The organism is Pseudoalteromonas sp. SS15, from assembly GCF_049257195.1.
Taxonomy (GTDB): Bacteria; Pseudomonadota; Gammaproteobacteria; order Enterobacterales; family Alteromonadaceae; genus Pseudoalteromonas.
In genome coordinates this window covers 142,194-166,042 of sequence record NZ_JBMMUD010000007.1, presented here as the reverse complement: position 1 = coordinate 166,042, position 23,849 = coordinate 142,194, and the positions used below count along the sequence as shown (strand labels likewise).

Annotated in this window: 17 protein-coding genes; 13 read left to right on the top strand and 4 right to left on the bottom strand. The window is 36.5% G+C overall.

The features are described 5' to 3' along the window. Positions 1-334 precede the first annotated feature (334 nt). The 4 genes from AAEU28_RS15600 (at position 335) to AAEU28_RS15585 (ending at position 3,295) form a co-directional block, all read left to right on the top strand. Positions 335-1,555: a tyrosine-type recombinase/integrase gene (locus tag AAEU28_RS15600; protein WP_421964959.1), complete on the top strand. Its 1,221-nt coding sequence runs from the start codon at positions 335-337 to the stop codon at positions 1,553-1,555. Positions 1,556-1,942: 387 nt separating this feature from the next. Then, complete coding sequence (locus tag AAEU28_RS15595) at positions 1,943-2,341, top strand: winged helix-turn-helix domain-containing protein (RefSeq protein ID WP_421964958.1); 399 nt, start codon at positions 1,943-1,945, stop codon at positions 2,339-2,341. Then, positions 2,329-3,036, top strand: coding sequence for an EAL domain-containing protein (locus AAEU28_RS15590; RefSeq protein WP_421964957.1), 708 nt, complete (start codon positions 2,329-2,331; stop codon positions 3,034-3,036). Before AAEU28_RS15595 ends, AAEU28_RS15590 begins: the two co-directional genes overlap by 13 nt. After that, entirely contained in the window at positions 3,029-3,295 is a 267-nt protein-coding gene (locus tag AAEU28_RS15585; protein WP_421964956.1) for a hypothetical protein, read from the top strand. The genes AAEU28_RS15590 and AAEU28_RS15585 overlap by 8 nt, the downstream gene beginning before the upstream one ends. Here the strand turns inward: AAEU28_RS15585 and AAEU28_RS15580 are convergent. From AAEU28_RS15580 to AAEU28_RS15570, 3 genes are all read right to left on the bottom strand, one after another. Beyond that, positions 3,292-3,702: a winged helix-turn-helix domain-containing protein gene (locus tag AAEU28_RS15580; RefSeq protein ID WP_421964955.1), complete on the bottom strand. Its 411-nt coding sequence runs from the start codon at positions 3,700-3,702 to the stop codon at positions 3,292-3,294. The two genes, AAEU28_RS15585 and AAEU28_RS15580, sit on opposite strands and share 4 nt — an antisense overlap. Further along, a complete protein-coding gene (locus AAEU28_RS15575) occupies positions 3,695-4,756 on the bottom strand; it encodes an HD-GYP domain-containing protein (protein ID WP_421964954.1) in 1,062 nt (353 codons plus the stop codon). Before AAEU28_RS15575 ends, AAEU28_RS15580 begins: the two co-directional genes overlap by 8 nt. A 234-nt stretch (positions 4,757-4,990) precedes the next feature. After that, positions 4,991-5,947: a hypothetical protein gene (locus AAEU28_RS15570; protein ID WP_421964953.1), complete on the bottom strand. Its 957-nt coding sequence runs from the start codon at positions 5,945-5,947 to the stop codon at positions 4,991-4,993. Between the two features lie 416 nt (positions 5,948-6,363). On the opposite strand from AAEU28_RS15570, the gene AAEU28_RS15565 reads away from it, so the two are divergent. Beyond that, entirely contained in the window at positions 6,364-7,107 is a 744-nt protein-coding gene (locus AAEU28_RS15565) for a YagK/YfjJ domain-containing protein (RefSeq protein ID WP_421964952.1), read from the top strand. A 139-nt stretch (positions 7,108-7,246) separates the two neighbouring features. Here the strand turns inward: AAEU28_RS15565 and radC are convergent, their stop codons facing one another. Then, positions 7,247-7,726 carry a RadC family protein gene (gene radC / locus AAEU28_RS15560; protein WP_421964951.1) on the bottom strand — a complete coding sequence of 160 codons (480 nt, stop codon included), beginning with the start codon at positions 7,724-7,726 and terminating at the stop codon, positions 7,247-7,249. Between the two features lie 122 nt (positions 7,727-7,848). On the opposite strand from radC, the gene AAEU28_RS15555 reads away from it, so the two are divergent. The 8 genes from AAEU28_RS15555 to AAEU28_RS15520 all read left to right on the top strand — a co-directional run bounded on the left by AAEU28_RS15555 (position 7,849) and on the right by AAEU28_RS15520 (position 23,746). Continuing rightward, positions 7,849-8,034 carry an AlpA family transcriptional regulator gene (locus tag AAEU28_RS15555; protein ID WP_421964950.1) on the top strand — a complete coding sequence of 62 codons (186 nt, stop codon included), beginning with the start codon at positions 7,849-7,851 and terminating at the stop codon, positions 8,032-8,034. Positions 8,035-8,148: 114 nt separating this feature from the next. Further along, positions 8,149-9,357: a hypothetical protein gene (locus AAEU28_RS15550; protein ID WP_421964949.1), complete on the top strand. Its 1,209-nt coding sequence runs from the start codon at positions 8,149-8,151 to the stop codon at positions 9,355-9,357. 49 nt (positions 9,358-9,406) lie between these two features. After that, a complete protein-coding gene (locus AAEU28_RS15545) occupies positions 9,407-9,904 on the top strand; it encodes a hypothetical protein (protein WP_421964948.1) in 498 nt (165 codons plus the stop codon). Between the two features lie 178 nt (positions 9,905-10,082). Further along, a complete protein-coding gene (locus AAEU28_RS15540) occupies positions 10,083-12,401 on the top strand; it encodes a TerB N-terminal domain-containing protein (protein WP_421964947.1) in 2,319 nt (772 codons plus the stop codon). Between the two features lie 3 nt (positions 12,402-12,404). After that, on the top strand, positions 12,405-13,712 hold the full coding sequence (locus AAEU28_RS15535) for an ATP-binding protein (RefSeq protein WP_269408919.1): 1,308 nt from the start codon (positions 12,405-12,407) through the stop codon (positions 13,710-13,712). Then, positions 13,709-15,952 (top strand): DEAD/DEAH box helicase, encoded by a 2,244-nt coding sequence (locus AAEU28_RS15530; protein ID WP_421964946.1) that lies wholly within the window; start codon positions 13,709-13,711, stop codon positions 15,950-15,952. Before AAEU28_RS15535 ends, AAEU28_RS15530 begins: the two co-directional genes overlap by 4 nt. Before the next feature lie 41 nt (positions 15,953-15,993). Then, positions 15,994-17,403 carry a GIY-YIG nuclease family protein gene (locus AAEU28_RS15525; RefSeq protein ID WP_421964945.1) on the top strand — a complete coding sequence of 470 codons (1,410 nt, stop codon included), beginning with the start codon at positions 15,994-15,996 and terminating at the stop codon, positions 17,401-17,403. Between the two features lie 226 nt (positions 17,404-17,629). After that, on the top strand, positions 17,630-23,746 hold the full coding sequence (locus AAEU28_RS15520) for a hypothetical protein (protein WP_421964944.1): 6,117 nt from the start codon (positions 17,630-17,632) through the stop codon (positions 23,744-23,746). Positions 23,747-23,849: the final 103 nt, after the last annotated feature.

Here is a 23,849-nt window from a genome sequence, read left to right as displayed (position 1 = left end):
TATACATGAGCATGTACGTTTAAATACGATTTTATCAACGAGGTTGTTTAGTGTTTTTGCTGATTTTTGCGTAAAATAGCGCAATCAACTTTTGTCGAACAGAATTTAGGAGCGCAAGTATGGCCATTCAGTGGTTTCCTGGTCTCCTAATACGACTTCCAGCAGTATCCAGTAAAGATTGGTAAGTTTATATAAAACATATTGTTAGATAGGTTTTTTGTCCGAGGTTGTCCAGAGTCTAATACCCCAAACCAGCACTTTTAATACCCCATTTAATACCCCAAACTAATAAATTCAGTTATATTGTTCTTAGTTAGCTATTCAAGGTGAGACTATGGCAAGGCCGGCAACGCGACTTACTGACGCTAAAATTAAAAATGTTCAAAGTACAGGCAAAGAGCAAACGCTATCTGATGGTGGGGGCCTTCAGCTTAGGGTTCGCGTGAATGGAACAAAGTCATGGCAGTTTCGCTTTAAAGATCCTATTTCAGATAAACTTCAAAAATTAGGCTTAGGCACTTACCCATCATTGTCTCTCGCTAATGCACGAAAGAAAGCGCAAGAATTTAGTGAGCTGGTGGCACAAGGTATTAACCCTAAAAACCATGTTCAAATTAAAAAAGATGAGGGCAAAAAAGCGCTTGCGAATACTTTTGAGCATATTGCGATGATGTGGTTTGAGAGAAAGCAACAGCGAGTCTCTCCTGAGCATGCAAAAAGAGAGTGGCGAACTTTAGAGAAATACTTTCTACCAATACTTGGTAAGACGCCTATAAGCGACATTAATGCACCGAATACGATAGATCACCTAAGGCCGTTAGAGTCTGAGGGTAAGCTTTCCACTATAAAACGTCTTTGTCAGACAGTTAACCAAATCATGGATTTTGCTGTTAATAGTGGCTACATACAGGCCAATCCACTAGCAAAAATAAATAAAGTATTTGCTAAAAATCAGGTTGAGCATATGCCAACTCTTGAGCCTGAAAAGTTAAGTGATTTTGTAAATAAACTACTTTCAGCTGAGCATGTGCAAAACAAAACTAAGTATTTAATCCTTTGGCAGCTCCACACAATGACTCGACCAAAAGAAGCAGCCAGAACACGCTGGAGAGACATTGATATCGAAAATAAGGTGTGGACTATACCGAAAGAAGAAATGAAGAAGAGAAGGGCTCATACAGTGCCTTTAACAGATGCTGCAATTGATATCTTAGATCGAATGAGACCTTTAAGCGGTAGTGCTGAGTTTGTCTTCCCTGGTGAACGTGATCCTAAAAGTCATATGAGTACTTATACTGCAAATGCAGTGATTAAAAGAAGCCTAGGCTTTAAAGGTGAGCTTGTAGCACATGGCTTGAGAGCAATCGCGTCAACCGCATTACATGAACAAGGCTTCGATAGTTTACTGATTGAAGCTTGCTTAGCTCACGCTGATACTAATGAAGTTAGAGCCAGCTATAACCGTTCTGATTACTTAGAGCAAAGGCGACCGGTTATGCGCTGGTGGAGTGAGCTGGTAGTCAATTATTATTTATTGTCAGATGATATAATTTAAGTTGCATTTGTAGGAACTTTTAAGCTCTTACTTGTTTTACGCTTCGAGCAACACTTTGTTTCTCATCTATTTTAACTAATTTAAAGTTAATCACCCTCTATTCTTGTTTACATTTATTACAAGTTAATTTACACATTAACAACAAAAAAACAAAAATTATAAATTTTATAATTGTTTAACTTATCAAGCTTTATGACAAAATTAATGCATGGAAAAAGGCAGAGCTGTCCATCGAAATAGCTAAAAGTTATTTTTTATTCCCGTTTTTGATAACGGAAATAAAATTCGATTTGCTAATACTTTTGTACAGTTTTCTGGTTGTGCACATTCACTACGGTTAGTTTTCAACTTCCTGTTTTTCAATGAGTGAAAGTTATGGAAAGAGTAATGATTAGTAAAGAAGCAAAGTCTTGTGCATCATTTTGTAAAAAATGCCCCTTCAAAAGTAGTCTGATTTTCAATGAACAGTTACAGCTTTTACCCGATACTCAATCAGTTCGTATTAACGGAGAAGCAATCAAACTTTCTATTAGAGGTTTTAGAGTACTATGTGCGCTATTAAGGTGTGTTGGAAGGCCTGTTAGTTCTTTATATCTATCTGAATACGCCTGGCCAGATGGGTTAGTTGTAAAAAACAATTTGCCCGTAACGATCTCTGAGTTGAGAACAAGCCTTAGATATGTAGATATTGACATTATAAATGTTAGGGGATTTGGGTACCAACTGGAACTGTTAAGAAAGAAAAGTAATATGTCATATCTCAAGGAAGAAAAATGTTCACTTTAAGTCAGTTTATTATGTCAACAAAACTATGGGGCAAGGTAATTGTTACGATTAGGCTAGAAAAAATCGTTTCACCACCTAATACATGTAAAAACTCAGAAGTTTTGTGTGCAATAAGATGTGGAGATTTTTACATTGAACCACAGCTATTCTTTAAAAACCTGAATAGTTTTGAGCATATGCTCTTATTCAAAAGAGTTCTAGAATCGATTGATAATAGTGAGCTGGATGGTTGTGTAACTTTTAGTATCAATACCCCAATAGAAGTTTTAAGCCAAGGGGATGAGATATTTACAGCACTTCTTGGTGTTGGTCATAGGAAAGTTGCTTTGGAGTTGATGGAATGTGATATCGAAAAATACGGTGATCGTGAGTATGCAGTTATAAATAAGCTGAGCGAAATGAAGCACATAAGCATATGGCTGGATGATTTTGGAGCAGGTAGTTCAAACTTTGATATTTTAATAGCAAAAAAGATAAGAATAGACTCTGTAAAGGTAGCAAAGGAGCTGTTCTGGGAGTTAATGAAAAGTGATACCGCTTTTTTAGCTAGTTTTTTAAAGCATTTACGAAAAAGTTATAACGTTATAGTTGAAGGCGTTGAGACAAAGGAGCAGTACGACTTCATATGTGCTTTTACGGGCGTAAAAGCACAAGGTTATTATTTTTTAACTGATAGTGAGTTGGTCCATGAATAAGTTGCTATTAGATAACTTCTTGCAAGAATTTGAAACTGCTATTGAGGAGTTTCCTGAATTAGAATCTCAAATTGATATTAATGCTTTCAAAGGGGCAATAAGCAATTACAGTTTTGAAAATGAAAGCCAACTAACAGCTTGCATAGAGCTGATAATGTTATTGGTGAAGGAAATGAAAGTAAAAAATACCAGACATTTGAGAAGTACAGAAATACTTACATCAGAAGAAAAGTATTTTTTACGTTCAATTAATTCTTAGATATGTTTGAAGCTCAGGCTGTAACCCTGCTTCCTATGATTTGCAATGTTTATTGCAGTTTCACTCAAAAAAATTCTTAAGTCGTAAATAGCTACGTTCAAATTATTTCTGACTATAGAGGAGCCAGGCCAAACATAACTTATCAAATAATCAATAGGTAGAATCTGATTGTTCTGACGAACTAGAGAACAAAGTAGTCTAACACCTTGAGCGCTGAGTTTTCTCGGGGCGTCGTTTATTATAAAATTTCCTAAATTTTCCGTATGTATAACATTTGCCTCTTTAAGAAGTTCATAGGGGAATAATGGACAATTCTGACATCGGCGATCACATTTCAGTAATGGTGCACTATACTCGTTAAACTGAAATGTTAATTTACTGCTATCCAGTACGCTTAACTTATTCATATATAACACTTTTAATATGATTAGAGTCTAAGATGGTTTCTTGTTTGGGCTCAAGTGCATTGAGAAATACAGCTTTGTATTTATTCTTCTTAATTCTAGAAATAATTTGTATTTCTTCATCCCTTTGCGTTTTTGCTCGAACACCAACTGGATACTCCTTAACAATTTCTATGAATTTTGCAACAAGTCGAGGATCAAGCATAGAACCTGAGATTTTAAATAACTCAGTTACAGCGGAATACGAACTTAATGCTGCCTTATAACCTCTATTCCTAGTTAAAGCTTCGTAAGTACATATTAAGGTAAGCATTCTTGAATATAGATTAATTTGTCTTTTAGATAAGCCATCAGGATAACCAGTGCCATCAAAGTTCTCATGATGTGATTTTATAATTTGGCCTACTAGAGGAGAAAAGTTCCTATTCTTTTCTATTATTTGAACCCCAATCTGTGTATGTATTTCAATACCTCGTTTTTCAGTTTGGCTAAGCATTTTAGGCCGGTTGAAATTGACTGATAGTTTTGTCATCCCAATATCATGTAAGAGAGCTGCGCACCCTAGTTCTAGCAATTGACTTTTCTTTATGCCTAAGTATTTACAAAAAGTTAGATATAAGACTAAAACTCTGAGTGACTTCTGTGCTATTAATGGGCTGTTTGAACGAATCTCGTCGAGATATTTATAAGTTTTAGAGTCATTAAGTACTTGTATAATAAGAGAGTTGACAATTTGCTGTATTTTTTTTGAAGACAAATATTCACTTTCTTTGAACTCTTTTAGAGCAGTATTTAATAAGTTAAGTGATGAGTGCAAAGTACGTTTTGCTTTTAGAGGGTTATTAATATTTAAGGGTTCTTTTGTGTTAATAGAACTTGATTGATTTGCATTGATATAGACGAATTTACACGTGGCACGTAACTGAAGCAGTTGCTTCTCTGTTTCTATAGTGAATTTGTGTTTTAGGAATGGAGTTTCGAGCCAATTTTTGTCGAGTTTAACAACAGTCATACCCATTTGAAGTTGGCTAGAGTTTATTTTTTGTAAAGGCATCATACTTCTAAATTAAAAATATCAGTCATTTAATTCTGATAAAAAACAATTAAAAATTTGATACCTTCCCATTGGCAAGTATAAGTTATCCATAACTTATAATCGCGAAAAATACGCTAATCATCTTAATGTGTCAATACCTAGCATAATTGAAGAGCACTGATATTGATTCATAACAATAAGTCTTTTAGAAAGTTTTGACCTTAAAGTTGATTAATTGATCAAAACGTAAAGTATTTAAACTTTTTTCCTATATTCTGCTTTATAAGCATCCTCAATTAGGTCTTCAATTAGAAGAGCTTGCGGCCTTCTCTTTTTCTTCGAAAGCTCTTTTAGTTTATTAATCACATCGTTATCTAGCATAAAGTTTCGAGCTGTTTTCTCTTTATTCTTAGTACGATGTTTTCTAGAAGAGAATGCAGCTTTTATTTTTCTAATAAAGTTTTCGTAAGTATCTTGAGAGGCTATTTGTGGTAATGTCATTAAGAATAAGCAACAATATTTATAGAGCGACTCAGTATCATTAGGGTGCTCTACACCATAGTTTTTATTGATAACTTTAAAGCAATATGCAATGTGTTTTCTATTGGTATCACTTAGATACTGTTCAATGTAGCTGTAACACCATTGGCAATCTTCGACATCTTTACTTGTAAGCCAAATCGTATTGTTTTTAAGCTTTTTAAAGCTGCTTAAGACCATTTTTAATGAGCTTATCATGACATCTTTCTTGTCATTGAGCTTCTCTATTTCTTGGTCTTCTAAGTTAATTACAAGTGCATTGGCAAATTCAAAAAACTTATTGTCAGTATTGAATTTACTATAAAACTGATTAGTGCTATTCAATCGAGAGTAGCGTTTAAAAAGGAGCAAATGAGTTAATAATAAGTCCCATAGTAAATCGTTATTGAGAACCGCTTGTTCATATTTTTCAAGCTCTACTTTGTAGCTATCGATTTTATCATTTGCTTCTTTAAGTAAAGAAGTTTGGAGATTCTCCAGAGCAGATTGTTGTTCTAAAATGTCAGAAGAGAGAGGTGGTTCTATTGCGTTTAATTGAATGCAAAGATTATATGCAACATTAATTTTGTAATCATTTTCAAGCCTTAACAACTGCTGTTTATGATCATTATTTTCTTGGGTCTTCTCTAGAGCTTCGGCAAAACTTTTTTGAAACTTATCCAATCTATCCATTATCACTCCGTGATTTTATAGTTTTTTACAAGTTTAATTTACGAAATTTTTTAGTCTTTTTAAAGATGTTTATTAGTTTTTTATTTGTATTTAGCAACCATTGCCAAAATCTATAGAGATAAGGGTTATAGATGTTTTCTTTGGTTAAACTAACTTCAGAGTAAGCTTTTTCTAGATGTTTCTGAAACTATCTAGCATTAAAAGTCATTAACTCAGGAGCTTTCTTATGTTTTGAACTCACTCAAATCCGTATAGTTAATATATGTAGGTATTCAATGAAATAGTTAAGTAAGACATAATAGGAGTAATCTCATTAGTAGAAAAACCAATGAATAGTTGGTTGCAAGAAATAGAATAATAAGTAAAACAATACTCACGTTCCTAGTTGTATGAAAATTAACTAACTAGGATCAAAAATGAGTAATCCAAACCTCTCAATTTCACTTAACCCATACAACAAACACTTCTCTGTAATCACCAATTACTTGAGTACGATAGAGTCCGTATATGACAAAGCTCAAGCTGAGTACCCAAGGCTTGCGGTATTTCGTTTTGACTTAAGACTACCTGATTCAGTATTAGGCTTAGATAACCCAAATATGCCAAGAGCTGATTTAATGAAACGGTTCTTTGCTTCTTTACAAAGTAAGTTGAAAGCTTCATTTAACTTTAGGAAGCATATAAGAGATCAACACTTACATTACGTTTGGGTAAAAGAGTCTGGAGGGCAAAAAAATAAAGACCATTACCATGTAGCTGTGTTTCTGAATAAAGATGATTTTGGAATATCTTTAAAGAGTCGTTACAGTGATATGGTGAAAACTCAACCTAGAATGGTCAGAAGAAGAACTGGTAAAGACTACAAGTCATTTAAAGAATGCGTTCAGGAAGCTTGGGCATCAGCACTTAATATTGATAATCATCAGGGTGCTCAACAGGTGTTCTTTTCAACAACAGCATGTCGCTGGGTGACAAAAGGGAGTTTAGCTTTTAAGGATGAGTATATAAGCCTTATGGCGCATTTAAGCTATATGGCTAAGCCACAATCTAAACAGATAGGTGTAAATGGAAGGTGTATAGGTACAGGCGCTCCACTTATTTACAGGTCAGCTAAAAGACAACCAAAGCCATGTTTAAGTGTAAATAAATACGGTTTATAAGCAGAGGGCCGTCAGGCCCTCTTTTTTGTTGTAAACAGTCACTGCTTGTGCAGAGCCATTTCTCGCAAAATGACGAGAATGGCAATTGCATGAGTTATTAAACGGGCTGTACTAGTGGGAGGTAGCATTACTTCTCCTTTTAGTTAAGTAGATTTCGCTCAGCAAACGAGGTGTATGACTCGCCTAGAATTAAGTGATCAAGAACATTGACGTCTATTAATGCTAGAGCTTGCATGAGCTTTTGGGTGATCCCTTTATCTGCAGCTGAAACATCACAACTGCCAGAAGGGTGGTTATGCGCCAAAATGACATTGGCTGCATTGCACCTTAGAACATCTTTTACAACTTCTCTTGGGTATACAGAAGCTGCATTGATTGTCCCAAAGAACAATTCTTTGTATTCGATTATTTGATTCGCTGAGTCTAGGTACAAAATCGCAAATACCTCTCTTTCATAACTCATCAATTTTGTTCTTAGAAAATCGACAGCATCGGTTGGGCTGGTGATTGTTCCTTGTCTTTCTAGTCTTCGTAGCAAAATACGAGAGGCTAGGCTTAAAACTTCATCATCCGACAAAGCAAATTTATGAATTGGGGTTACTTGTTCTTCAACTTTCATAATCACTCCAAACAGGTACGTTTTCATAGAGGTGATATATGCGCGAAAAAGATTCGATTTGAGCGGTCGGTAAAACAATACCTCACTTGCTTATTTGATGACTAAAATTAGGAGTTATCAAAATGAGTACAGAATTACGTTTAATTAAAATCAGTAAAGTTATTGAAAAAACAGCTTTAAGTCGTTCAAGTATTTATGACTACATGAGCAAAGGTTTATTTCCTAACTCGGTGAAGTTGGGTGCGAGGTCAGTGGCATGGGTCGAAAGTGAAGTAGATGCTTGGATACTTGGTTTAAATAGGTCTTAAAACTGAAGTAGTTTCATGATCTAGATAAATAATCAGTTACTTAGCGCTATAAAAATAATAAGACCTCTGCTAAATTAATTGCCAGTTAGCACTTTAGAAAAGGACTTATTTCAGATGGACGCTTCTTATAAGCTTATATTCAAAGGAAATATCCAGCCAAATACCAACATCGAAGACGCCAAGAAAAGCTTGTGTGAGTTAATTGGTATCTCTCCAAAATCAATAGATAAACTGTTTTCAGGCAAAGCCTTTGCCATAGCTAAGAACCTCACCAAACAAGAAGCTGACGATAAATTAGCTAAGCTACAAGCGATAGGACTAATCGTCCATTTGAAAGGTGGCGAACAGGCTCAGCAACCAAACTCTCAACAATCATCTAATGTAAATAAAGTAGACTTAGAAGCTTTATCGAGCACAGTAAAGCAATCGATAACATCTGCATCTGAAGTCTGTAAAAGTGCCACCAGCACGTTCATGTCAAAAGCGAGTGAAGTTGCAGCAGATTTAAAAGAGCAGAAAGAGTCACAAGCTAATACAGTCGTGATTGAAAGCAACCAAACTGTAAAACCCAAAAAGTCTACGATTTGGCAAAGACGATATTTTAAAATTGTTGCCTACATCAGCTTCTTTTGGGCAACCATTTCGATCATAGCCGCTATTCTTATCGCAACAGGTACAGGTGTAAAAGTCATGGATGCTTTAGGTGGTCCTGATGTGGAAGCTCAAGAAACTTCTTATAGCTATTTAGCTGAAGAGCTTGAAAAAGAAGAAGAGCAAAAATATGCAGTAAATGATGACAATGCAAGCTATGAAAAGGCGGTAAAAGAGTCTAACGAAGAACAAAAGGCTCGAGAGGAGAGGGCCAAATTAATTGACGACTATTTTAAACAATTTGAAGTCAATATTAACGCATACGCTAAAGAGCTAGGTCAGGAGTCAGTTAGCAGCTCAGGTAAACGAAGTCAGCTCAAGAGTATGTTTACACAGTTAGACAATGAAGTTGAGAACAATGCATTTTGGAAAGATTTAATCCGTTTTACAGAAGATTTAGCAGATGATGCAAGTTCATTAGAAGAACTGAAGAAAGAAGATGCAAGAAAAATTGAGTGGATGACTGCGTTAAAGTGGTTCACTCAAAGATATGCTAAAAACTTAGAAGCTCAAGAACAAGCTGCACAGCAACAAGATAAAAAAATAGCCAAAACTTTAGACTCTATTGGCCCTCAATTGATAGCGATAGGCGTTGCCTTCGGTTTATTCATGAACTTCACCATGATATTGGCTTTATTGAGAATTGAACGAAATACAAGAGTTGAAGTGTAAGCATTAATAGGCAGATATTTTTATCATTTAATAAAAGGGGGCTGCTCAAGTGTTAGTTAAGGATATTTATAAATGGACAAAATTATATTCCCAGCTTCCAGCATGTGAGGAGCTTTTTGAATTTAGCAATAGTTGGCATTTTGACGATGCTAAAAGTACTTATCCGCCATTTAGAGGTAGCCCAGGTGTGTATATTTACGCAAAGGGGAAAACTCAAGCTGAGTTTGATAACTGCGATCTAGAAGTTCTGTATATTGGCATGAGTGAGGTTGATGTTTGTGGCCGAATTTGGAGCCATGTAGGAACCATTTACGATCCTGAAACAAAACAAGAATGGCTTCCTAAGTTTAAAAAGCATCAATGGGAATCTTCGAGTTACGTAAGTGGCGATATTAAAAATACAGTTGCTAATGGAAATATGACGGTTTTTTGTATAAGGCCAAACAGCGATAATTTACCGAACTTACCAAGGGCGCTAGAGGCAGCGCTGATTAGCTCATATTACTTAGTGAACAAATGTTTACCTCCGCTAAACTTACAATTTTAAAAACTATTTTAAATATAACTATAAGCTTTTTAGGAACTCCATAGACTAATAAAAAGCGTGGGTTTGATTACTAACAAGAGTTGTATTGTTTATTTTTATTTTATATAAAATCAACTAAAGCATATTAAAATCAATGGGTAAAGTGCTTGCATTAGACCCTTGATACAGAGGGAGTGAAATGGAATTTTTTATTGGGTTATTCGTCATTTATGTGATTTATAAAATATTTAAAGGCAATAACAAATCGTCCATACAACAACGCACCTCAACAAGAAACCCTCAAGCTTTTCATGAAAGAACTCCCCCAACTGTTTCTGAAAGAGAAATGTCTTCCCCCAGTATTGACGTAGGATCTTCCAGTATAAGTGTATCAAGTACGTCTAATCATGATTATTTAGATGATGATGATGACTTTGCTACTTTTACTATTCATACGAGCTTTGGCAGTGAGCCAGAAAAAACAACGAATAAACAAAAAGGCCGATGGGTAAGAGAAGAAGAACAACTTTCTGTTAATGGAAGACGGCTGAAGAGAGGTTTTTTCTACTTTGGTGGAGCAATGAATTCACTAGATGGTTACGGTATAGAACCATCTCTAGTAGATGATAAACGCCCGGCTTCAAGTCCTTCGGTAGATTCAGAAATATATACTGATGAATCCTTAGGGTACTGGCCGAGCTACGCTTCCTTGTCTAAAGGCTGTAGAGGTGCTTATCTAGATTGGCTTGCCTCTGATCGCTCAAACCCCAATACCCCAATTGGTTATGTCTTTATCTATTTCTACGGGTTTGAGAGAAGAGTCATCGAAAACAAATCCAATAATCAAGTATCTGATGAAGAGTACATAGCAATATTTGATGAAGTGTTGCGTCTCAATAGCGTTTTCAACGCAAATCGCTCGTTTAAAGGATACTCTGCTAATTTCCTGGAATTAATGGCACTGCAAAGACCCGCCTTATTTGAAGATAGACTGTCCGATATACCAGAAACTAATAATGCATTATCATTTAAAGTTAAACTTGCAAACACTATAGCCAATGGGAACCCTGTAACAGCTCCCTTAGCTTTAGATTGGCTAAAAAATACATTCGAGTATTCCCTAAAAACTCCCGCCCGTAGATGTGAAGAAGAGTTTAGTCAGCTTTTCAAAATTAGATTTTCTGATAAGTTTGGCGAAGGAATTTCCGTAAAGCCCAATAAAACTAAACTGCGACTTTCATACCATGCTGCAAGTAATGGTGTGCATGGGGTTGATTTGGAATTGGGTGACTTACCTGATCCAAGTATTCTCAAAGGACCAATTAAAAAACTCATTCCTATTGCCGAACAATGTACAGAAGAGTTGAGTAGCTATAGCCGTTATTTAGGAAAAGCTGATACCTCAAGGAGTGACATTGCAGCGTTAATGTTATTACCTAAAGAACTGGCAAACGAAGCAAATTCACCAGTTATAGAAACATTTAAGTCCTGGGCAAATCAGATAATTAGTTCAAATGATGGGCTAACCACTGTCAAGGATTTCTGGTCTCATACAGGTACACCTCTCCCTAAGGCGTTTAACAAAAAAGAAAATGAACTAGTCTCTAATTTGGCTGCTAAGGCTGAAATAGGTATTGCGCCAGACCAACGTTTTCACCATGCAAAATTGAAAATCGATGACAACATTGTGCTCTTCTCACCTGGCCATGGAGAGTTTTTTGAGCCAAGCCCGGCATTCAACCAAGTAAGTTTAGCAATTAGGTTAGGGACAATGGTTGCAACGATAGACGGTACTGTAGATCAGCATGAGAAAATCGCCTTACAAACGTTGATAAACCACGATGACAAACTCTCACCTTCTGAAAAGAGCTCGTTAAATGCATATTTAACTTGGCGTCTAAATGCTCCTGTAAATAATACCGGCTTGAAAGCTAGGATTGAAAAACTCGGCGTTCCACAGGTGGAATTCTTGAAAAGATTTATGCTTTCCATCGCTCTTGCTGATGGAAAAATCGATGCTTCTGAAATTAAGCAAATTGAAAAGTTATATACCTCGTTAGGCTTAGACAAATCACTCGTTACAAGTGACATTCATGCGTTTGCCTCCAGTAAACAACCTATTTCTGCCATATCTAAAGGCGCTTCAACTGATAAAAGTACCTTTCAGTTGGATGAAGGTATTCTGGCTATGCATGAAAGTGACACCAACGATGCAAAGAGTATGCTGGAGAGTATATTTGCCGTTGATGAAGAAGCTGAACTGGAAGTGACCCCCACAGCTGATGTCAATGAAGAAGGATTAGATAGCCCTTACAAAGAACTTTTTGAAACTTTGATAGCTAAAGAGTCGTGGCCACGTAAAGAAGTTCATGAACTGTGCAGCAAACTAAACATAATGGTTGATGGCGCATTAGAAACTATTAATGACTGGGCTTATGACAAAGTCGATGCGCCAGTTCTAGATGACGATGGTGATATCTATGTCGATCTAGAAATCGTAGAAGAATTGAAGGGATAAACAATGGTTGCAAAAAGAATACGAGCTAAAGAAAGAGATGCAATTATCCAATCTCTGAAGTCAGGTGTGACTCCTAAGATTGGAATCCAGCATATCCAAGTTGGTCGAGTAAATGAATTAAAAGCGCTGATCCAAGACATTGATCGGATCTCAGATGGAGGTTCAGCTTTCAGGCTCATTATCGGCGATTACGGTTCTGGTAAAACATTCTTTTTAAGTGTTGTACGTGCTATTGCTCTAGAGAATAAGCTTGTAACCGTCAATGCAGACTTATCTCCTGATAGACGTATTCATGCATCGGCTGGTCAAGCTAGAAACCTTTACTCTGAGTTAATGCGTAACATGGCTACTCGCAACAAACCTGATGGTAATGCTTTAACCAGTGTAGTTGAAAAGTTCATCACAGAAGCGATGAAAGAAGCTGATACTTCAGGAAAAAGTATAAATTCAATTATCCATGAAAAATTAGCATCACTTTCTGAACTCGTTGGCGGTTATGATTTTGCTAAAGTTATTGAGGCTTATTGGATAGGCCATGAGAAAGATGATGAGATATTAAAAGCTAATGCCATAAAATGGTTACGAGCAGAGTATTCAACTAAAACCGATGCCCGAAATGACCTAGGAGTTCGAACAATTATTTCGGATACATCTTTTTATGACGCGCTGAAATTAATGAGTTTATTTGTCAGACAAGCTGGCTACCAAGGGCTTCTAGTTAACTTAGACGAGATGGTAAATCTATATAAGTTGAACAACACCACAGCGAGAACTTCTAACTATGAACAAATACTCCGAATTCTAAACGATTGCTTGCAAGGAAGCGCTGAGCATTTGGGATTCCTTCTCGGCGGAACCCCTGAGTTTTTGCTAGATCCACGTAAAGGCTTGTATAGCTATGAAGCACTACAATCTAGATTGGCAGATAACAGCTTCGCTAAACAAGCGGGTGTGATTGATTATTCGTCACCAGCGCTACACCTCGCTAGCTTAACGCCTGAAGAACTTTATATTTTGCTTAAAAACTTGCGTCATGTTTACGCTGAAGGTGACGAAGCGAAGTACTTGGTTCCAGACGAATCCCTCAAAGCGTTCTTACAGCATTGCAGCCAAACTATAGGGGATGCGTATTTTAGAACGCCACGTAACACCATTAAAGCATTTTTAGACATGCTCGCGGTAATCGACCAAAACCCGCAAATTGCATGGCATAGTCTAATCTCATCAGTAGCAATTAATGAAGATAAGCCTTCCGATGTTGAACTCGAAACAGAGGACAATGAAGATGGATTTGCTGACTTCAAACTATGATTGATGAACATGAAAAATTAGACCATCGGATTCAGCGCTGGATATTCAAACAAGGCTGGACTGGCTTACGAGAAATACAATGTCTTGCTATTGAACCTATATTGTCTGAAAAGACAGATGTGCTGATCAGCGCTTCAACCGCAGCAGGAAAGACAGAGGCATTTTTCTTGCCTGCGCTCAGCGCTATAGCATCTCAAGAAACGGGTGTAGGGATCCTTTACGTTAGCCCTCTAAAAGCCCTTATAAATGACCAAGATAGGCGCTTAGAAAGTCTGTCTGATCTGTTAGAAATACCGGTTACTCCCTGGCATGGTGATAGCTCACAGGGCCGAAAGAAGAAATTAAAAGCATCACCATCTGGTGTCGTGTTAATAACACCTGAGTCGTTGGAGTCATTACTCATCAGAGACTCTGGCTGGATCAAAGCTGCATTTTCTAATTTGAAATATATCGTTATTGATGAGTTTCATGCCTTTATTGGCTCTGAGCGCGGCCATCACTTACTCTCTTTACTTCATAGACTTGAACACCTTCTCGGAAGACTAGAAACACCAATCCCGAGAGTCGCTCTGAGTGCTACGCTTGGTGAGTTAGAGAAAGTTCCTCTATCACTTCGCCCTAATCGCTCTTTACCTTGCAAGATCATCAAAGATACACATTCGACTTCCACCCTGAAGGTTCAGGTAAAGGGGTATGTCAACCCTGCTAACTTAGAAGCTGAGTCTTCCAATGATGCTGAATATACGATCTGCCAAGATTTATTTAAATTTTGTCGAGGCGGAAATCACCTTGTGTTTGCAAATAGTAGAAGCCGTACAGAAAGCATTGCGGCTACATTATCTGACTTCTGTGAAGAAAAAATTGTACCGAATGAGTTTTTTCCTCACCACGGTTCGCTATCTAAAGATCTTCGAGAAAGCTTAGAAAAGCGATTGCAGCAGGAGCATTATCCTACTACAGCGATTTGCACAATGACTCTTGAACTAGGCATTGATATTGGCAAGGTAAACTCAGTAATTCAAGTAACAGCCCCCCACTCTATTTCAAGTTTACGTCAAAGAATGGGGCGCTCAGGAAGGCGAGGTGGGGCCTCAATATTGAGAATGCTCATCGCTGAAGCTGAATTGACAAAAGACTCTAGCGTTATCGACAAGCTGAGGCTAGAGCTTATTCAGTCTCTGGCCATGATCAGACTTCTTATCGGCAGTAAATGGTACGAGCCAGCTGATACATCACTTTACCACTTCTCAACACTCCTTCATCAAATACTTGCGGTTACTGCACAATGGGGAGGGATTAGAGCAGAGCAATTATTTAGTTTGCTCTGTAAAGATGGTCCTTTTCAAAACGTTAATGTTGAAAACTTCAAAGCATTACTTATCCACATGGGCAAAACAGAACTCATAACTCAGTTAGGAAGTGGTGAATTGGTGCTTGGCCTTTTGGGAGAAAAGCTGACAAGCCATTACTCGTTCTATGCTGTTTTTAAAACGCCTGAAGAGTTTCGGATTGTTTGTGGAACCAAAACACTCGGAACACTACCTGTAGATTCATTAGTATTAGAAGGGCAGCATATTGTTTTCGGTGGAAAACGTTGGAAAGTAAACGACATAGATAGCGAAAAGAAAGTTATTTATGTAGAGCATGCTAAAGGTGGCAAGCCGCCTAAATTTGGTGGTGCTGGCTTGAATATACATGATGTTGTTCGGCAAGAGATGTTCCAAATATTAAAAGACGGCGACTACAGAATTTCTGTGGGGGATCAGAAAGTCGACTTCGCTGATTCATCTGCACGGGAACTATTTGGAGAGAGCGTACGATATTTCGAAGATGCAAAGCTCTCTAGAGAACCATTGCTCCAGGCTGGCAATACTACTTATGTATTCCCATGGCTTGGCGACAAAGTCGTAAATACAATTGTCGCCTTGCTAATCCAACATGGTTTTGAAGCTGGCGCATATGCAGGAGTCATAGAAGTAGAAAAAGCGTCATTAGAAAGTGTTCACGCGATATTGCTCAAACTTGCTTCAACGGGACTCCCAACAGAAACTGAACTAGCACAACAAGTATTGGAAAAACGTATCGAGAAATTTGATGAATTTTTGCCAGATAACATTCTATCCGTAGGGTATGGAGCAAAAGCTTTTGATATCCAAAGTACGGAAAACTATTTATTAAAAATGAAGTTATCAACCGAGTATAATTCAATAACCCAAGATAAAGATTTATTAAAGCGTTAATGTAAATAAGTTGAGTATGTTAGGAATTGACGGTTTAAGGCATGGAACAAAAGGATTTTATTTTAGACGGTATGAATTGGTGTTATTACAACACTGATCAAAATCGTGACATCTTGTTGGCTAAGTATAAGAAAGGTCAGTCTGTAAGAGTGAAAGCTCGAAAAAGCCAACCAACCGAGGCTAATGTTTACGCTGATGGTAATGCGTTGATTGGTTTTCTTGGTGAGTATGCTTTTAAGTGGGTTTTAGACCAACGAGAACAGGGTCATAAGGTTTTTGGGCAAATCCATAAAGTAGAACATATAAATTTTTTCCCTGAGCACCAAGTAATCATCAGATTGCAAACTAGCCCTTTTAAGAAAGCTCAGCCCAGAAGTTCAGTAAAGCCTGTAGTGTCAATAGAAAGACCAGTTTCTATAAGTAAGCCAAGAAAACCAGGCATAAAACACCCAATAACAAACAAGACATTTCGGGCTCAAAAGGACCTTGCAAGTGTTTGCCGAAATTTAGCTGGTCGAACAGGTGTGTATTGTATTTATTCTAAGTCGTTTGCTACCTATATTGGTCAATCAAAAGATATTGGTAAGCGATTAAGGCAGCACATTTCTGATTTAAAAGCGGGCCGTCACCATAACGCACTGTTGCAGGCAGATTGGAATGACAACGGGCCTACTTACTTTGCTTTTCATCAAATAGAGACTTGTAAAGAGGAGCTACTTGATGAGCGTGAGCATTTCTATATATGCGCATATAAAACCTATGAGTATGGTTACAATGCAACCTTTGATGGTAAGCCACCAGCATTCGAGAAGCAGCAACTTCAGAATGAAGAAACCTTAAATATTGATTTATACGAAGAGGAAATATTTCCATCCGTTGGGATTAAAGCAACGGAAGACAAACAAATTGCTACAGCAGAAAAGGATAATAAGTCAGAAACTAATGACGCTGCAAACCATCACGGCTCAGTAAATTCAATTGTCGAAACTTTGAAAAAAGAGTCAGAAATACAAGCTGCGACCATTCATAAACCCTTACCACAAAAATCTCTTACTCCAGCTACGAGACCTGCATATCAACCCTGCCCTTTTGAAAGTCGTAAACCTTCTAAAACATTTATTCATGATAATGATGAACTGAGTGGTATTACGCTTTTTCCAAAGAGAAATACTAGCCAATCTCACAATACCAAAACTAAACGTTATGAGTTAAGACCTGAGCTATTTAAAGAGCTAGAGGCAGAGATCAAAGCGCTTCGAATAGAGTCGAGAAAACTTAAATTTAACTTCTCAACCTGGACTGAAAAACTGCTGGGTAGGCCTAGTAACTCAAAAAGAGCTTTCCAGACTAAGCTTGAGAAGCTCAGAAAACGAGTTGAACTAAATAAACCGCATATTACTGGAGAGCAGAATGAAACTCTCTATAAGTTGCTTGCTGAAGTGAATAACTAGCTGGCTAATTTATTTTTTTCGTTACATAGTTATTATTTAAATAAGTTTTCTAAACTAACCAAAGTATGGTTTCAATGTTTGGCTTAAGCTTGTAATGTATATAAAAGATACTATTAAGATTGCTTCGCACATGCTGAAGAATAGTCAATCTTGAATTAATTTATATACCAAAATTAAAGTTAATATAAAGTTAATGGGTTTGTGCCAAAAGGAGCTTGTTAAAGTAATGAGATATATAACGATATTTTCTTTAAGTTTATTCATTCTAGGATGTGGTGGCAGTGATCATGATGAAGTTCAACCGTCTGCTCAGCCAACCCAGCCAACCCAGCCAACTCAATCTGAGAAAGTTGATTCAGTACATAGCGAAGCTGTATTAAATGCATTTGGTGTAGACCTTTATCTTGCTGATACAGATGGCGATGGTCTTTCAGATGATTATGAAATATCAAATGATGCGCGTTACCTTGATCCATTAAAAAAAGATACAAATGGAGATGGAAAAAATGACGGTGATGAAGACTTTGATAAAGATGGCTTAACCACAAAAGAAGAATCCGAACAAAATACTTCACCATATTTTTTTGATAGTGATGGTGATGGTTTAAGCGATAAACAAGAGGTGGACTTACAGTTCAACCCACTGTTAGTGGATACTGATGATGACGGCTTAAGCGATTTTGAAGAATTTACAAATGGTTTAAATCCTCTGAAAAAAGATTCTGATGGAGATGGTGTACAGGATTTTGATGAAAAAGTTGACTTTGTAGTCAATAGTGATGGTTTAGTTTTAAAGATATCAACGCAAGTTCAAGCTTCACATGATATTAGTTTAGATGTTATTGAGAGAACTAATGAAAAGCTTATCGATTTTGAAATACCGAGTAGCTTAACTAATGAAGAGTTCGAATTACAATTAAGTACAGAGAGTACACCCGTTGTATTAATTCAAGATCAGTCAGGTAATTGGTCTATTGCTCCTGAAAGTCTAATTGATCGAAGCAATGGCGTAAGTTTAAAAACAACATATCAAAAGATTGATGAAGAGTTTTCAGTTCAAAGTGTTAGCACTTATGTTAAGGGCCGTTCCAACAGTATTAGTACTATAAATAGTAATGGTTTTGCAAAATTACGTCTGCTTATTTTAGATTTCCAAAAACTAATTGAGCTTCTTAAAGATTCTTTTAGTAACGATATAGTTGATTTGAGCCTTAATTATTCAACTAAAGATGGCGTTATTCCTGACATAGATGGCTTGCTGTTGCCTCCTAGTCCAGCTTTTAATGTATCCAAACTTAATTCTCATTTTAAAACCTTAAAGTTAAATGAATCTCCTATCTACCTAAGTGGGGAATTATTATCTTCAGAAAGTGATTTTACTCTTATCGCTTATTTTGAAAGTATCAGAAATCCGGGGTTAATCTTTCATGGTGTAACCCAGACTTCACCCTCAAAGTATTTATATGGTGCATTAGAGTCAATCATAGAGGGTCAGCCAGCAGCTGTTGCAATTGTTAAACAAGAAAGTACTTTAAAGGTCTTTTTAAATGGTAGCCTGGTCAGTGAAAAACCAGTTCCACCGGATCTAATAGAAAGTAATTTAACTCAAATACAACTGGGGGGTCTTTTAACAGGCTGTGATGCAGAGTTAGACGAATATGCTTGTGATCTGGGAGCGGTTGATGGTGATTTATTTCATTTGCAATATGCAAATAAAGCCTTGAGTTTAGGTGAAATACGCAATCATAACCAAGGAGTTTATAAGTTTCTATTAGGTGATCATGACTCTGATAATGATGGGTTAATTGATGTTGAGGAGTTATTGGGTTTTATTACTTTTGATGGAACTATAATTAAAACAGATTGGCTAAGTACAGATACAGATGGCGATGGCGCAACAGATTTTGAGGAATTAGCCGATTTTTGGAGTTTAGCTAATGAATATATCGATTCTGAATCAACCAGACTAAAAAGCCATAAATTTGCTAGCACACTTACTTCCGTTTCAGGCTTTAATCTTTTACCAAAGATGAATCAATGCTATCAGAAGGAATCATACTACTATCCGAATATAGAAGTATGCACTTTTAAAGCATATAAAACTTCTTCAGATCCACTTCTTACAGATTCTGATGGAGATGGATTAAGCGATAGTCACGAGTTTTCGGCTTATACAGACCCTTATTTGAAAGACACTGATAAAGATGGATTAAGTGATTATCAGGAGATGATGATATCGACAGATCCGCTTGATAAAGATAGCGATGGAGATGGTTACTTTGATGGTATTGAGTTTTATTTATCGGGCTTAGACTTAAAAGAAGAACAAATCGGTAACAGAGAGATACTTACTAAAATGAGTGAGGCTTCTCAAAAGTATAAGGATGACAATAGGTTTATATTTTTAAAACGGTTTTTTGATGATAAAGATTATGGCCCTAAAATTCAGCGACTGAAAGAGAGTGCAAACAAATATTTTGAAAATGCTTTTTTTAATTTAGGCTTTGACCCTTTAGAAGCAAATACATTCATTGACCTTGATGAAGAGGGCACACTCCTAACTGTTGAGCATGTTAGTAATCTATTAGAAGGGGAGAGCAGCTTACTAAAGAAACTTGAGCTAAAAGTTGTATTGGAGGTCTACGAAGCGCTATGGGAAGCAAAACGTGATGCTTTAAAAATCTATCGTCCAAATCATGTAAATAATAAATTCAGTTTTTTTACAGCCATCTATGCTGAAAAAGACTCTTATAAAGATGAGATCTTGTCTAAAGAAACTTTAGAATCGATTGAGCACTTTATTTCCACACATAAAGACACATATTCTACCCAGTTTCTTCAAGGTGTCATAAAGCCAGTTGCTGATAATGTTGAGTATGAAAATGATATTGAGGCCATAGGCGGGCTTATGCGTATGTTAGTCTCATTATTCCCAGGTATTGATATTGTCGATGGCTTTACGAATAGTACGGCTAATTTTATGGGTGGCAATAACATGGATGCTGCGACTGATATACTGTTTGCTTTACCTGCACCCACAAAATTAGGCAAAGTTTCAAAGCTCCAAAAATTTCTTAAATCAAATCGACACCTTTTAAAATCAAAAGTTGCTGCTAAATTTATCAGCTCGCTGATTGTAAAGCATGCAGACAAAATAGGCTTAACTGAAGCACAAACATTAGGCTTAATCTCTTTATTTATTTACGAGACAGTTGAAGGTCTTGAAATTAGCTTGTGCGATATTATCGAAGCTGGTGGCTGTGAAAGTCTTCTTGAAGATGAGGCGTCAATAAATGGCCAAATTAAAAAAGGGAATAACCCGTATTATTCAAGCTCAAAAGTTTCACAAAGCTTTAAACTTACTAAAGAGGAAGTGTTAGATCTTGTAAAAGCGGGAAATACGGAATCAATTAAAGCATTGCTTGTTGCATCCAAATCAGAAAACGTAACATTTAAAAATATTGATCCAAGTATCTCATCGGTAGAAATTAAAGATCTTTTTAAGACTTTAAAGGAAGGTTATAAAAATAAACATTGGTATCAAGGCGAACTATTTATTAATGATTTATGTAAAAAAGGCAAAGGGAAAAATGCTAACTGTTTGACCCAGATTTCTCTAACGCCTGATCAGAAACCAAAACATATTGATGAGGAAGAGACCAGTAAAATAACTAAAAAAAGAAGACCAGATACAGCAGAGTCTTCTATCAAAGATAAAGTGATGTATTTGAACTTACATGAGTCGAAAGTTGGGTATGTGAGTAACTCAGCTGCAATTCGCTCTGAAGTAGCGCATGATTGCGCTTTATTAAAAAAGGACTCAAATCAGAAATATAGCACTAAACACCCTAAAGGCAGCAAGGGAAAGAAATATGATGTTAAAGTGAATAGTATCACATGGCACTTTTTACCAAGTGGGGAAGTTGGTGATAAAAACCCCTCTCTCGGAGTTACAAAGAGCGTACTTGAACTTCTAAAATGCGGTGCTAAGGCTAAGGAAGAAGAGCAAATTAAAGGTGTGATTCATTTTCCTCCCGATGTAGAGATTCAGTATGGAAGTTCACATATTAGAGAGTTGGCTAATATTCCTTTAAAAGCTTACTCAAGCCCTAATTCAGAGGAGCAAGTTTGGTCATTTATTATTAGTTTTGGTGATTACGTTCAGCCAGAAGGGAACTGGGTTCTGGGAGTTGAATTTAAAGATGAAAAATTTGCCGAATGTGTGCAAGAACATGTTGATACCCATGAAGTCTACCGACTTGCCGATTTAACTACCCTGGATTGTCGTCTAAAAGGTATAGCATCTGCAGATGAACTGTCTAATATGACAGGCTTAATCAACCTAAACTTAGCTGGTAATGACCTTACCACTATTAATCTTGACTCTAACCTTGTACTAGACAATGTAGACATAAGGGGTAATCAATTCGATGAGAGCACTTTATCTTATCTAGAGACAATTAATTGGATCTCAGATTTAAAATATAAAGACGATCAAGCGTTGAGCCTGCAGTTAAACAATGAGTTTGAAGTAACATCACAAGGTGCAACTGATATTGCCGAAAATGTATTATCTGAACGAATTTATAATAACTACCTTTATCAAGGTACAAATAATGGAAAGCTCATTGTCAGTAACTATGAGACTCAAAAAACAGAACGTTATTTATTAGAAAATATTGGTTTAGACCGCTTTAACACTCAAGTCGACAATCTTTATAACGATAAAGACCACCTCTATGTTGGCGTTCTTGAAAAAACGACAACTGATGGCTCTGATTTATTTAAACGTTATGTAGTAATCATCGATATTGATGAGAGCGGAAAGCCCCTAAAAATCAGCAATAAAGCATTGATTCAAGAGTCACTTTATAGTGTCGATATCCAAAAAGGCCATGGCGTCATATTTAAAAATGACATTTTAGTTGCTGTTTCTAGTTCAGATATTGTTGTATTAGATTTTAAAAACAATCTGTTTACTGAGCGCCTTCGCAAGTTCTTCTATGGCGGCACCAAAAGTGTTTGTGCTATTGGAGATAGAATCTTTGCACATATACATGGAAAACTGTCAGAAATAGAAATTAAAGAATCTAGTATTGAAGTCATAAACACATCATCAATGATTCAAAACCTTGAATGTATTAATAACTTTATATTCACTGATATTGGAGCTTATAGCCCTGATTTTGAGTTAGAGTATCAATATAAACTAACAAACACTAATGAACTTTTTGATATATCAGATACAGTACAGTTAATTAGTCTTGTTTACCAAGATGGGCGTTGTTATTTGCAAGAAGAGATGATTAATTCCATAACACTTGAAAGTAGTGTAAATCTAATTCCAAGAGAGGAAGCTAATTCGCAGTACAAATGTATGAGAAATAATGGAACTTTCTATAAGTTTGAAGAGTATTATACGAGTCATATGAATCGTAATGTCGTGTTAGATAGTCAATTAGAAAATATTGCGGTAATGGGGGCAAGGGACTGGATAATAAAAGCCGGAAAACTAGATGAAAATAGTATTTATCTGCAGTTTGAGACTATGATTTTAAAGCTAGAAACAACCAATAATGAGATTAGTCAGCTATTCGATCTATCAATGTCCGAAAATAAAATTGCAAGAACTATCGGCTCGGTCGACTCAAATGGCAAGAAACTTATGGTCTTACATTATAACCATGACCATCATTCATCGAGAGAAATAAATGAATATGACTATGATGCGCAAACGACCTCGCTAAGTTTCAGCAATATTGTGCCTAGGAATTTAAGCGGTGCAGATATCAGTTATTGTGGTAAGAATAAACTATTTGATAGAAAGTATTCGTCAGGGTATGCGAACCACCCATACATCATTGTATTAAATGAAGATAATGTAGTGACGTATAGCAATTATAGAAAAGTGTTGATATGTGTCGACGACAATATATTTGGATTTGATTCAAGAGGTACTAGATTTGATATGTATAGGTTCCTAACTGCTGAAAATGGCATGTTGGAACTTGAATTGATAAATGAAGATACAGAGCTCAATAACTATACGCCAATGCTTTATGAAAATAAGATTTTGTTAAATCACACAGCTGGACGAGTGGATTATCTGTTAGGTCTTGATGGCAGTCTTAAAGAAGTGACTATGGGAGTAGACTTTCCATTAGAAATTAAGTCTGACTTTATCAGATTATACAATCAGGATGGGGAGGAGGTAGTCGAATACCCTAACCCTATAAGGTATGGCAATAACCCAGGCCCTTACCCTGTAAAACCGTTAGTAAGTAACGGTAAGTTATGGCTAAATGGCTACAATGAAGGTATTCATATGCTTGAGTTAAGGTAGCTATATCTACACTTGTTTATAGTAACTCAAGAAAGTTAAATTTTCTTGAGTTACTATAAGACTTTATAGCAGTGCCTGTTTTGTTATTGGATTTTCTAGTTTA

Bases quoted from the DNA above. Each gene is read 5' to 3' on its own strand.
- AAEU28_RS15600 (WP_421964959.1), top strand. From the start codon at position 335: ATGGCAAGGCCGGCAACGCGACTTACTGACGCTAAAATTAAAAATGTT.
- AAEU28_RS15595 (WP_421964958.1), top strand. From the start codon at position 1,943: ATGATTAGTAAAGAAGCAAAGTCTTGTGCATCATTTTGTAAAAAATGC.
- AAEU28_RS15590 (WP_421964957.1), top strand. From the start codon at position 2,329: ATGTTCACTTTAAGTCAGTTTATTATGTCAACAAAACTATGGGGCAAG.
- AAEU28_RS15585 (WP_421964956.1), top strand. From the start codon at position 3,029: ATGAATAAGTTGCTATTAGATAACTTCTTGCAAGAATTTGAAACTGCT.
- AAEU28_RS15580 (WP_421964955.1), bottom strand. From the start codon at position 3,702: ATGAATAAGTTAAGCGTACTGGATAGCAGTAAATTAACATTTCAGTTT.
- AAEU28_RS15575 (WP_421964954.1), bottom strand. From the start codon at position 4,756: ATGATGCCTTTACAAAAAATAAACTCTAGCCAACTTCAAATGGGTATG.
- AAEU28_RS15570 (WP_421964953.1), bottom strand. From the start codon at position 5,947: ATGGATAGATTGGATAAGTTTCAAAAAAGTTTTGCCGAAGCTCTAGAG.
- AAEU28_RS15565 (WP_421964952.1), top strand. From the start codon at position 6,364: ATGAGTAATCCAAACCTCTCAATTTCACTTAACCCATACAACAAACAC.
- radC (WP_421964951.1), bottom strand. From the start codon at position 7,726: ATGAAAGTTGAAGAACAAGTAACCCCAATTCATAAATTTGCTTTGTCG.
- AAEU28_RS15555 (WP_421964950.1), top strand. From the start codon at position 7,849: ATGAGTACAGAATTACGTTTAATTAAAATCAGTAAAGTTATTGAAAAA.
- AAEU28_RS15550 (WP_421964949.1), top strand. From the start codon at position 8,149: ATGGACGCTTCTTATAAGCTTATATTCAAAGGAAATATCCAGCCAAAT.
- AAEU28_RS15540 (WP_421964947.1), top strand. From the start codon at position 10,083: ATGGAATTTTTTATTGGGTTATTCGTCATTTATGTGATTTATAAAATA.
- AAEU28_RS15535 (WP_269408919.1), top strand. From the start codon at position 12,405: ATGGTTGCAAAAAGAATACGAGCTAAAGAAAGAGATGCAATTATCCAA.
- AAEU28_RS15530 (WP_421964946.1), top strand. From the start codon at position 13,709: ATGATTGATGAACATGAAAAATTAGACCATCGGATTCAGCGCTGGATA.
- AAEU28_RS15525 (WP_421964945.1), top strand. From the start codon at position 15,994: ATGGAACAAAAGGATTTTATTTTAGACGGTATGAATTGGTGTTATTAC.
- AAEU28_RS15520 (WP_421964944.1), top strand. From the start codon at position 17,630: ATGAGATATATAACGATATTTTCTTTAAGTTTATTCATTCTAGGATGT.